The organism is Daejeonella sp. (assembly GCF_044348475.1).
Classification (GTDB): Bacteria; Bacteroidota; Bacteroidia; order Sphingobacteriales; family Sphingobacteriaceae; genus Daejeonella.
The window spans coordinates 1-12,316 of sequence record NZ_JBIKSU010000058.1; the positions used below are offsets into that span (position 1 = coordinate 1).

The 12,316-nt window shown below is 34.5% G+C and carries 9 protein-coding genes, 1 tRNA gene and 1 pseudogene; 4 read left to right on the top strand and 7 right to left on the bottom strand.

Annotated elements, in window-relative coordinates; translation table 11 throughout:
* The 5 genes from ACIQZ6_RS09820 to ACIQZ6_RS09840 form a co-directional block, all read right to left on the bottom strand.
* On the bottom strand, window positions 1-359 hold a 359-nt coding region (locus ACIQZ6_RS09820; RefSeq protein WP_395810599.1), incomplete at its 3' end, for a DegT/DnrJ/EryC1/StrS family aminotransferase.
* Between the two features lie 212 nt (window positions 360-571).
* Window positions 572-1,753, bottom strand: a complete 1,182-nt coding sequence (locus ACIQZ6_RS09825) for a Rid family hydrolase (protein ID WP_395810601.1) — start codon at window positions 1,751-1,753, stop codon at window positions 572-574.
* 49 nt (window positions 1,754-1,802) lie between these two features.
* Window positions 1,803-2,204 carry a high-potential iron-sulfur protein gene (locus ACIQZ6_RS09830; RefSeq protein ID WP_395810603.1) on the bottom strand — a complete coding sequence of 134 codons (402 nt, stop codon included), beginning with the start codon at window positions 2,202-2,204 and terminating at the stop codon, window positions 1,803-1,805.
* A gap of 53 nt (window positions 2,205-2,257) precedes the next feature.
* Window positions 2,258-4,363, bottom strand: coding sequence for a PVC-type heme-binding CxxCH protein (locus tag ACIQZ6_RS09835; RefSeq protein ID WP_395810605.1), 2,106 nt, complete (start codon window positions 4,361-4,363; stop codon window positions 2,258-2,260).
* A gap of 310 nt (window positions 4,364-4,673) precedes the next feature.
* Window positions 4,674-7,178, bottom strand: coding sequence for a heparinase II/III family protein (locus ACIQZ6_RS09840; RefSeq protein WP_395810607.1), 2,505 nt, complete (start codon window positions 7,176-7,178; stop codon window positions 4,674-4,676).
* Window positions 7,179-7,447: 269 nt separating this feature from the next.
* Here ACIQZ6_RS09840 and ACIQZ6_RS09845 point away from each other — a divergent pair, with 269 nt between their 5' ends.
* A complete protein-coding gene (locus tag ACIQZ6_RS09845) occupies window positions 7,448-7,999 on the top strand; it encodes an RNA polymerase sigma factor (RefSeq protein ID WP_395810609.1) in 552 nt (183 codons plus the stop codon).
* Window positions 8,000-8,821 carry an anti-sigma factor domain-containing protein gene (locus ACIQZ6_RS09850; RefSeq protein WP_395810610.1) on the top strand — a complete coding sequence of 274 codons (822 nt, stop codon included), beginning with the start codon at window positions 8,000-8,002 and terminating at the stop codon, window positions 8,819-8,821.
* A 361-nt stretch (window positions 8,822-9,182) separates the two neighbouring features.
* On the opposite strand, the gene ACIQZ6_RS09855 is transcribed toward ACIQZ6_RS09850, so the two are convergent.
* A tRNA-His gene (locus tag ACIQZ6_RS09855) sits at window positions 9,183-9,256 on the bottom strand.
* 218 nt (window positions 9,257-9,474) lie between these two features.
* On the opposite strand from ACIQZ6_RS09855, the gene ACIQZ6_RS09860 reads away from it, so the two are divergent.
* Together ACIQZ6_RS09860 and rnhA are read left to right on the top strand one after the other, a co-directional pair.
* On the top strand, window positions 9,475-11,574 hold the full coding sequence (locus ACIQZ6_RS09860; RefSeq protein ID WP_395810612.1) for a heavy metal translocating P-type ATPase: 2,100 nt from the start codon (window positions 9,475-9,477) through the stop codon (window positions 11,572-11,574).
* Between the two features lie 21 nt (window positions 11,575-11,595).
* Window positions 11,596-12,063 carry a ribonuclease HI gene (gene rnhA / locus ACIQZ6_RS09865; protein ID WP_395810614.1) on the top strand — a complete coding sequence of 156 codons (468 nt, stop codon included), beginning with the start codon at window positions 11,596-11,598 and terminating at the stop codon, window positions 12,061-12,063.
* Here rnhA and ACIQZ6_RS09870 read toward each other — a convergent pair.
* Window positions 12,060-12,316 (bottom strand): annotated as a pseudogene (locus ACIQZ6_RS09870) (class 1 fructose-bisphosphatase); the annotation flags it as partial. The gene rnhA and the pseudogene ACIQZ6_RS09870 sit on opposite strands and share 4 nt — an antisense overlap.

Here is a 12,316-nt window from a genome sequence, read left to right on the forward strand (position 1 = left end):
TTTAGAGCTACGATTAAAGCATTGGTTCCATTGCTAACGGTAAGGCATCGTTTGGCATCATTAGTTTTAGCCCAAAGCGCTTCAAATTCATTTACTACTGAAGCTCGTGACCATATCCCACTTCTTAAAACCTCAAGAACTCTTTTTTCATCAGTTTCAGGATTCCAAATTGGCCATTTAATCCACTTTGCGGCATTCCATGCTGATGGCCCCCCAAGTATAGCGGGCATAGCCGAATGATCCAATTGAGCTGCAATTAGAGATGGAGAAATGCCTAAAGTCAATGCCGTTCCTATTCCAGCTACTGATGTTTGTTTTAAAAATTGACGTCTCGATGGATCACTATTTTTGTTTTTCATGACTCTATATTTTCAATTTATACTATTCAGAAATGGAATGTTGTATATGAAATGATTAACGTTTACGTACCCGAAAATATAAAATATATTCAAGGAAACAATAGCGTTTAAAAATAATCTAGTGTTAAATTGATTTTAAAATTGATTTATATATCAAAATTTCAATTTGAATTGAATTATTAAAATGTAAAAAAAGACCTATTCAATACTAATTATTTCTCAATAACCACACCAATCATATCAATACCTACTCCTGCTTTTATTGCCCCAACATCTTTAACCATCGCTTTTGAAGCTGCTGGCGGACGCTTTGGGTCATAATACTGAGGACGAATCGCATTCAATGCTGCACTATGAAGATCATTACTAACGTAATAAGTGGCCTTTAAAAGATGTTTCAAATCACTTCCTGATTGCTTCATGATTAAATCGAGAAAATCAAATATATCAATCAACTCTGACTTAATACCTCGCTCAGTATTTCCATACAAACCTGAAACATATACTTTACTGCCAAAATTTACTCGGGTTACCTTAGTATAAACAGGAGAATGTACCATGCCCTTTGGTGTTATGAAATCTATTTGATCATTAGATTTACTTAATGTTCTATTTGAGGATGCAATCAATTCAATTTCAATTAATGGATCTTTACTTAGCCACTCTACATTAACAAGAGGAGGAATTGTACCACCCTTAAAAAACTCTGCCATTACATTCTGAACGATACTCAAATCAGCTATTGGGTTAATAAAAGATTTAATCTGAACAATGTCTTTTTTTTCAAGACCAAGAAAATGAAGTGTTTCTTGTAATTGATTAAGGGTATTGAGCGTTGATTCAGCTAAATTACCTTTTGCGGCCTGCCCTGATACATAAACAACCGGACCAGACGGCAAAATTGATACTTGTACAGACCCAAAATTCAAATATTTTACAAAATTATCAGAGGAATTGGAAGAAACAGCAATAGCATCTATAGAAACAAGAGCATCCGGATAACTTAAATTGCCAGTTACATAACTAACGGCTGGCAGTTTGCCAGATTGGAATCGTTTGCTGATCTGGGTTTGAATTTCAGAAATTTGAGAAGTATTTTTTAAGTAGATGTTTAATTTAACAACTTGCTCTAGACCTGAATCAGCAACATTTAGGGCTTTAGAAAGATTACCAAAAATTTGTCCAAGCTGTTTTTGAAGTTCACCTTTGAAAACAAATTTACCTCGTTTATCTAAAGAAAAAATTTGAGAGGTATGAGCAAGCGGAACATTTTTTACAATTACTGCATCTGAGCTACCTTTAAGCCTAGAGGTTTGAGCATATTGAATATCAGGGCTCTGCCCCCACGAAGCAAGACTTCCAAAAATAAAAAATAAAAGAATTGATCTTTTCATTAATAAAACAATACCCTATGAAAAAATAAAAAATGTGATGTGATTAGGCTTAATTATTTATAGGTGCCCAATATGCGCAATATCCATCAGGGCGTACTGGCCCTTTAAACAACATACATCCACCACAAGGCTTATCCTTGGCTGGAGGCAAATAAAGCGTACAATTACTGCAATGGCTATCTGGTATTGGTGTTTTAGTTACATAAGCAAGTTTTTTTCGCTTTTCTATTTCTTCAGCACTAACTCCTGATAGATTATCACATTGATTTTTCTGAGCAGGTTTAACGGCTTTCTTTGGAGGCTGCTGATTAGATGAACTCGATTGAACAAGCTCTTTAGCTACAGCGCTTAAAGAAGTATAACTAAGTACAAAGCCGGCTCCTGCAAGTATTGAACCTGCCTTCAAATACTTGTGCAAAAAGTTTCTTCTTGAATATTTATTATCTTTCATTTGACTCGTATCTTTTACTATTAGAAACTATATCTATTGGTTGCACTAAATTTTTATTGCAGTTTTCTCAATAATTCAAATGAAGCTTTTATTTCAGCTTCAGAATTCATATTTAGCTTTGCTGCTGTTTCTTTCCATGCTTCATTCTTATTTAAGCCCATTTTAAGACCTTTTAATGCCGAAGCTTGCAAATTTGATCCATTCATTGCTGGAACAGACATGATATCTAAGTAAGCTAAAAACTGTGTTTTATTATGTCGGGCAGCTATAACATTTGAAAGATCTTGCAAGAAACTAAGTTTCCATGGCTCTACAGTTTGAAAAAACGAATTTTGTTGAACGAGTGCTTTTAAAAGCTCTGGCGTAGAACCTGCTTCTGAACTTAATACAGCGCTTCTGAACCAATCATTTTGACCTTGTTTCTGAATGATTTCTGAAAATGCAGAGATTATTTCCTGACCTTTAAATTCTCCCAAACTTAAAGCTGCCTGAAGTGCTACTCTTTTTGAAGGGTCATTAATTAATTTAAGTACCAAAGGAAGCGTTTCTGGATAGCGTTCTGCCAAAATTAATGCATTTTCACGTACTCCTGGAGATGAATCTTGCAATCCTATACTAATCACAGATGCATTTAATGAGTTTAACCCTTCAAGTACGTACAGTAAATGCAATCTTGTTCTTGGATCTGTACTAGTACTAACTAATTTATTAACCATTGGAACAATAGACTTATCCTGACGCTCAAGAAGTAAACGTTGAGCGTGAGTACGAAACCATCCATTAGCATGAGATAAATATTCAAGTAGTTTTACACTCGATGCATCCTTCAGGTTGACCGATACATTTTTATAAGTACTGTTATCAGGCAAAACACGATATATTCTACCCATATCACTTCCAGCCATGAAATCCATATCAGCTTTCAGATCATCAGGAATAGAAACAGGAGTTTCAATATGTTGCCTATAGTAATCAAGAATATATAAATAACCATCAGGACCCACTGAGAACGTTACTGGACGGAACCAGGTATCTGTAGAATAAATAAATTCTCTATCCTTTTCATTATCAGGACGTTTTGCAACAAGAACCGGACTAGTTTCACTCGGACTAAGAATATCTCTGTGCACAACGTGTCCAGAAACATCTGAAGTAAAAATATTACCGTAGAATTCTTTAGGCATGGCATCACCATTATAAACAGTACTACCTGAAGCTCCGCTAAAACGATCTTCTGCATATTCAATTCTATTCAGATTCGATTCTTTATATGCTTTATTTCTGCGGGCGCTTCTTTCAGCACGCCAATACGGAGGTGGAGTTTCCTGAAACATAATCTCTTCATGATCTGTAACAGTAACATTAAATTTCGATGTTGGAAGAAAAGCATGTCTATGGGTATATCTCCATGGAATTACAGCTTGTTGTAGGTGTATTGAATTCTGTGTAAAAAATCGATGCCCATAGTCATCAATCGTTTGACCAAATTGCCCAGGACCAGTTTCCAGCTCAAAAACATTCCGGTCCATTCTAAAACGAAAATCAGCACCTCTCACTTCTAAAGGTGCAGCATCTGGAGTTTGTCTAAGGGTTACTTTTCCACTTTGACCTGAGTTATTCGCATAAATCCAATTATCAACGCCTAATTTTAAACTAGTTACCTGCGCCTCAGAGTTATTTTGAAAAAATCCAGAAAATAAAATTTCTGATGAATCTGACTTGCCATCACCATTGGTGTCTTTAAGATAGATTATATTAGGTGCTGCTGTCACTATTAGTCCACCTTTCCATGGCAGCATACTGGTAGCTTCAGTAACATTCTCTGCAAAAATTATTGATTGATCTATCTTTCCGTCTCCATCTGTATCCTTAAGTATACGAATACGTCCATGACCTTTACCTGGTTCCACTTCATATGGATAATCGGGCATTTCAATTACATAAGCATTTCCTTGTTCATCAAATTCGAGAGATACTGGATCAAAAACATGAGGTTCAGATGCAAATAATTGAACTGAAAAACCATTGACAATGTTTAATTTTTTTAAAGATTCTTCAGGGCTAAGCGGACCAGCATAGCGTTGCGCCAGGCTATCAGTTACTAAGAGGATAAATGGTAATAATAATAAGGCTTGTGTAGCTTTGAGACGAGTATTCATTCTTTTCTTATTTAAATAGCTATGGTAATAAAAAACAATTTTATTGCGATTAATAAATCAATTGGTTCATTTATTAAAAAACCAATTAATCAAAACAAATTAATCAATAAAAAATTGAATCTGTATCGATTTTGTGTTTATATATTTCAAATATACATTTAGAAAACTCTTTAAAAAACAATACGGTTACGTACCCGAAATTATGACATAAAAACGGCAAAATAAAATTTATTTTAATTCAAAAATCAGTGGGTATCGATACTATATTTTTAATAAAATAAGTCTGAATAATTAGCTATCCACTAAAAAATTATGGCTTTTGAATAAAAACAGTAAACTTTAGTTGACCTGTGTATTCATCGTGTGGAAAGGTGAGAAATTTCAATTTACCATCTTTCTCAATAATAAAACCAGGATCATCAACCAATTCAAGTGTTTTACCTAATGACTTGGCAACTTGATAATAACGTGTACTCCCATTTGGTAGATCTATTCGTATATAATTTACCATGGGAACTAACCTATCTAATTCCAAAGTCCATTTATTTCCTTCATTAATAATTCCAAGTAAGTTACCAGAAAGCTCATTTCCAGATTGATAGGTCCATCCTGATCCTGAAACAACTTCAACCTGATTGCCTTTTATCGAAATTCGATCTTCAAACATCAATCCATTTAAAGCGTATTTTACCCGGTATGAATCACCATCAGACTTGACTGATTCTATCCATGGTTTCTCATTAAATGGTTCATGAACAGTCACAAAAGATGATTTGCCACCTGTATGTCTTTGCATTAAACCCAGTCGCATAAAATCATCCAATTTATTATCATTCTCACCTGCAAGTCTTACTGATGGAGAACTGAAAGTAAATATTTCTGAGCCCGCGGGTAGAAAATTATGAGTTCTTAATCCTGATTTTTCATACCGCCATGTTGCAGTCCAAGGTTTACTGGTTTTCCCACTTTTGATATTTTTTAAATAGGAATAAGCATGAATACGCTTGCCTTCAATATCTGAATCATACTGATTTTTAGGAATATTGATACCTCCCCAATCTGGAACAAGAGTTTTTACCTTTGTTTCAATTGAAATACTAGTTTCCATTTTCCCTTCTTGTTCACACATTCCGTGCAAGAACCAGTCATGGGTATTCCCTCCTTCTACATCAAAACGATCAATCACGTAATCGCGACCTTCGGCTGCATGAACCATAATGAGCCTTCTTCGGTATGTACCTGCAACGGCATATGCCGGAGAGGCATCCACATCAATCACTTTTACATTCTCATTCTTATCATCGTAAAATTTAAGGTGTCCGGTAACAGGATTTTTAATTGATCCAGCATCTTGTGCTTTTTGATCTATAACCACTGTATTGTGAGAAGCAGTATGAAGTGTCCATCCCCTATATTTTGAATGGGTATAACCGATATCTGAAAGCAATTCTTCTCCTTTAGCAAATAAAATAAGAGATGCATTATCATAGTGAGAATGACCATAATTACCGCTCCAGTTTAAGTTAACTACTATTTGCTCAGTCCCTTTGCCATTCCCCAAAGCCGCATTTCCAAGTGAAGACCATAAATGCGAAACAGAATTATCAGTATTTTTAGCATTCACATTTCTGGTTGCCCAAGTATCGTTAATGGGAATCTTTCGTCCATTTGGCAAAATAGCTTCTTGAGACACCTGTAAAGCTTTGGTATAAAATGGCATTTTATTGGTCAAATCCAGATTGTCAAATCGATTTGTTACGTATTCTGGAGGATCTGAATATCCATGAGCAGCAGAAGCCACACTTTTTAATCCACCAATTGTTTGATCATGGTATGAAGCCGTTCCTTCTTTCCACCATCCATCAGCAAAAAAACCAAGTTTCAAAAATTCAATAAATCGATTAACCCCGTCATGAACCATCTCTGGTTTATTAATTATCCTTCCAAGACGAACCATATCCCTGTACATTCCGGGCGACATATTAGTATATAATTCAGGATTTGCTGCAGTAAATTCATATCCTAAAATAAGCAGATCTTTTACGATCCTTTTATCTGTTTCAGTTCCAATAAAAGTGTCCATTCGCTTCCAGTCATATCCATTTTTCAAAAATTCATAGACGTTTGCCATTTGAATTGGGATATCACCATAGGCCCACCAATTCCATTTAGCACCGCGATAAGGAACCAATCCTTCATAAGGCCATTTTTGATCAGCAGGGAAAAATTTCTTTGCCGCGCTTGGATAATCATATCGTACTGCATAATCAGGAAATAATTGGGCAAATCGACCTGCAATAACTGCAGCACGGTCACCATAAGCATTGTCTTTTGTCAAAGAATAAATTTTGGCTAATCTTTCGCCGTTCTGCTGTATCCATTTCCATCGCTCAAACCAGCTATTTGCTTCATAAAAATATTGATTACCCTGGGCATTTTGATGATAACGATACACCTGTTTAGCACCACTTGGAGCTATAATTACCTTTTCATGATTTTCAGGATATTGCTCATTTGGAAACACCATGTTACAATAATTGCATTTCAACTTATTCCCAAATTCGGGTTTCCAGCTTAACACATTCATCTCTTGAGCTCCCCCATTACAGTTCGGGCAACCAATAAAGTAGATGCCTGAAGCTGTTGGAACCAAAGCTTTCACTTGTTCAAGAGACAGTTGAATAAACGGATCTACTTCCCGTTTTAATGCCGAGATATCCGGAACGGTTTTCTGCAATTGTTGAGCATAAATACCATGTACCATAAATGGTATCAAAAATGTGATAACCAATAAAATCCTTTTATACATCATCATAAATTTATAGCGTTAAAAATAATAAACACGTGTACGTACCCGAATGTATATAAAAATAAACCAAACCTGAAATGGAAATACATAAACAGTTACATTGGCTGATCTTGAACAAAAAAATGGGTTTATCCACGTGATTGATTTTGTTGTATTGCCAAAGTAATTAATCAATTGATTGTAAAAAAAGCTGTAAACAACCTCTGAGGATTTTTATGTTTCTATATTTATCTATAATTATATAAGCATACTGTTTATAAATCTATAATTAATCTTTGAGACTGAAAACTAAAATAACCTTATCAGAGCCAGAACTAGTTCATGCAATCCTTGAAAAGGACAAAAATGGAGCAGAAGCACTGTATGATATGTATTCTTCATCTTTATATGGAGTTATTTTCAGAATTGTAAAACATCAAGAAATAGCAGAAGATCTTCTGCAAGACACATTTATTAGAATCTGGAACTCTTTTTCATCCTATGATTCATCTAAAGGAAGATTATTTACTTGGATGGTAAATGTTGCACGAAATATTGCGATAGATAAAACAAGATCTAAAGAATTTCGCAATAGTACAAAAACCGAAGACATAGAAAATAACGTATTAATAGTAGATAAACAGATAAACACTGAAATTAATCCAGAAATAATCGGATTAAAGGATTTAATTGAAAAACTAAAACCGGAACATAAAATTATTCTTGACCTTGTTTATTTTGAAGGATTCACTCACGTTGAAGTTGCAGAAAAGCTAGATATACCTTTGGGAACAGTAAAAACACGGTTAAGAAATGCTATTATTACATTAAGAAAGGTATTTAATTAAGTGAAAAACATCAAATCATATCTTGAAAGTGGAATACTAGAACAATATGTTCTGGGAGATTTGAGTGTGGAAGAAAAGCTTGATGTAGAAAATAATGCCATTCAATATCCTGAGGTTCGAAAAGAATTAGAAGAAATTGAACATGCATTGATAAGTTATGCCAAATCAAATGCTATTGAGCCATCAAAAAAAAATAAAACTAATTTTCTGAATGCAGTAAATACAAATCATGAGGTAAATATCTATTCTTCAACAAATACAGGCGAACCCTATCTTAAATCTTTAAAATTTTACAAATACGCTTTTGCAGCATCATTAACACTGCTTTTCTTAAGCAGTGCATTATTACTCAATGTAAACAATAAGCTCAATGAATCGTATGTTCAGCTTGCTGCTCTGCAATCTGTCAATCAAAAATTCTCAAAGCAGGTAAATTTTAAAGAAAATGAGCTAATCAATACTAAAAATGCTCTTCAATTCTATCAAAACCCAACTTCATATAAACTGATTACGCTAAAAGGATCTGCAAAAGCTCCTCAAGCTAGCTTATTGGTTGCCTTAAATGAGGATAAGGAAGAAGTAATGATTGATCTGTCATCACTCCGAATGCCTTCAAATGACCAAGAACATCAATATCAGTTATGGGCAATGGTTGATGGAAAACCGGTTGATCTTGGTGTCTTTGATGCAAAAAACGACAGTACCGGAATGAAAAAGATGAAATTCATAAAAGACGCTCAATCATTTGCTGTAACTCTTGAGCCTAAAGGTGGAAGTATAAACCCCAACATGGATAAAATGATGGCAATCGGCATTATTTAATAGACAAATTCTTGATTCATTCATTTGTTGTTCAATTTTCTTATTCTATTATTTATCTATAAAATAGAGCATAAAAAAAGGGTTGAATTACAAGAATTCAACCCTACATCTATCTATGAAAAACATGCCTTTGAAGGCACTGACCTATTACAAATTACATGCCATTATACCAGGGCATTCCTAAACTCATAATACCCTTTTTATTGAATAATAAATCTCGAAATTGTAGAGAATATACCTAATAGTGTAGATTTATTTACCCAATCACTGATTCTATTTCAAAATAGCTGAAAAGCAATTCTCACCTAAATCTGTAAATAAAAAAAGGCCTTAGTTTTTTAACTAAGACCTTTCTAAAATGGGTGGCTGATGGGGCTCGAACCCACGACCCTCGGCACCACAAACCAATACTCTAACCAGCTGAGCTACAGCCACCATTTTATTTCTGCAAAACTAAGCATTTCGGCATATATTGCAAATTTTTTATCAGTAATTTTCTATACTGAGTATCAATAAGATGAGATATTTTTAACTGATTAATTTCTTTTAATGAACTATTAGCCTCCATGCTCTTATGTAAAATATATAAGAGAGATGTTCCTATTCAATTAGTATTTATAAGTGTTAAATTTGAGTCAGAAAAATCTATATCCATGGAAAAAGAAGAATTGGTTGAACTTCAGGTTAGCGGAATGCACTGTAACAATTGCGCTCTTTCTATACATAAATTATTAGAGAAAAAAGGACTGCAAGATATCTATGTTGATTTTGCAAATGATGAAGTCAAGTTTAAAACAACTGAACCCAGTTCTATTGAATTAATCATTAAGGAAATTGAAAACCTAGGATATAAGGTTAGTGAAGAAAGCATTCCTATCCATGAAAAGGGCTACGAAAAGGTTGAAAATAAATTTTATTTCAGTCTGCTGTTTACTATCCCCTTGTTCTCTCATATGTTTCTTCCATTCCATTGGCTCCATAATCCTTTGATACAATTAGCTTTATGTAGCCCTGTATATATTTTAGGATGTTTACATTTTGGGAAAAGTGCATACTATTCTTTAAAAGGTGGAGTTCCTAATATGGATGTATTAATCTTTATTGGATCGAGTTCCGCATTTATATATAGTTTATACGGCACCCTCCAGAATTTGGGTCCAGATTTTCTTTTCTATGAAACTGCTGCAACCATTATTTCTCTTGTACTATTGGGAAATGTATTAGAAAAAAGATCTGTTTCACAAACTACATCTGCAGTGCGCGATCTTATGCTATTCCAAGAAGTAAAAGCGAATAAGATGGTGAATGGTGAAATTATTGAAATACATTCATCCGAGATTCTTCCAGGTGATATATTGGTAATTAATACAGGAGATAAAATTCCAGTTGATGGTGAAATAATATGGGGTGAAGCTTCTGTAAACGAAGCAATGCTCACAGGTGAAAGCTTGCCGGTTGAAAAATCAAAATATGACCAGGCAATAGGCGGAACAGTGATTGAGAAAGGGAGTATCCAACTATTAGTAACTAAAACTGGAAAACATACTGTCCTTTCACAAATTATTGAATTGATGAAGAAAGCACAAGCTGCAAAGCCAAGTATTCAAAAACTTGGAGATAAAGTTGCCGCTATTTTCGTGCCGGTAGTTGTTGGAATTTCAGTAATCACTTTCCTTCTTGCCTTTTACGCTTTTGATGTAAGCTTTCAAAAATCAATGCTCAACTCAATCGCGGTACTTGTTATTTCTTGCCCTTGTGCTATGGGCTTAGCCACTCCTACTGCAGTTATGGTGGGGCTAGGGCGAGCTGCTAAAATCGGAATCTTGATAAAAGGTGGAAATACCATTGAAGAAATAGCGAAATTAAAATTCATGGTATTTGATAAAACCGGAACTCTTACAACAGGGAATTTTAAAATTAAGGCTCTCGATTGTATTGAAATTTCAAATGAGAAGGCTGAATCAATTATTTCGGGAATTGAAGGCTATTCAAATCATCCAATCGCACGATCATTGGTCAAAGAACTAAGTCTAAAATCACTTGACAAAATGATATTTATCAAAGTTACAGAAGAAAAAGGATTAGGTATGACTGCTACTGACTCAGAAGGCAACACCTATTTATTTGGCTCTAAGCAAATACTCCAAGCAGATGAAGATCCTGGCCATTATAGCTTATTTCTAAAAATGAATAATCTCCTTGTTGCCAGGATTGCCATTGAAGATGAAATTAAGCCGGAGGCAATCCATTTAATTAAGACATTGAAGTCTTTAAACATTATTCCGATTTTGTTAAGCGGAGATCAGAAAATTAAATGCGAAGAGCTTGGCCTCACATTAGGGATTGATGAAATTTATGCCGAAACGATGCCTCATCAAAAACTTGAGATTATTGACGAAATTAAAAAAAGAGGAAAGACTGCAATGGTTGGCGATGGCATCAATGATGCACCTGCACTTACCAGTTCTGATGTGGGTGTTTCTATGAGTGATTCTAGTCATATAGCGATTCAATCAGCAGAGGTGATACTTTTAAAAAGCGACTTGTCTTCAATAGAAAACATGTTAGAAATTGGAAAACATACCTTATTAACAATTAAACAAAATCTTTTTTGGGCGTTTTTCTATAATGTAGTGGCAATTCCATTTGCTGCATTTGGTTTTTTAAATCCAATGGTTGGAGCATTAGCAATGGCATTTTCTGATGTGATTGTTATTGGAAATTCGATTCGATTAAAAACAAAATCACTATAATTGCTCATTAAAGCATGATTAATGATTGAGATATATACAGATGGAGCATCAAGTGGAAATCCAGGTCCAGGTGGATATGGTGTGATACTTCGCTCGGGTAATCATTATAAAGAGCTTTCTGAAGGTTATCGTAAAACAACTAATAACCGAATGGAATTGCTTGCAGTAATCAGCGGAGTAGAAAGCATAAAAAAAACTGGGCAGGAAATCATGGTTTACTCCGACTCAAAATACATCATTGATTCTGTTGAGAAGAAATGGGTCTTTAATTGGGTTAAAACAGGATTTAAGGATAAAAAAAATAAAGATCTATGGTTAAGGTTTCTTGCAGTATATAAATTACACCAAATTAAATTCACCTGGGTAAAGGGGCATAATGGCCATCCTGAGAATGAAAGATGTGATGAATTAGCTGTGCAAGCATCCCAACAAAGAAATTTATTAACAGATACTTTTTTTGAAAAGGAAGAACTAAAATTAAATATTTAGTCAAGCCCTCCTACCACTCTTAAATTTTCGAGTTTTGTATCTACATGTTCTTCCTGGTTTTGAGGAGAATACGCTCTCATCAATTCTTCAACCTTCAGAACCATATTTTCGGAACCAATAAAAATTGCAGATCGCTGGTGTAGAGAGTCAACATCTTTATCAAGTATTCTTGAAAAACCATCTGTGGCACGCCCACCTGCCTGCTCAATAATAAATGCCATCGGATTGCATTCATAAACAAGCCTAAGTTTAC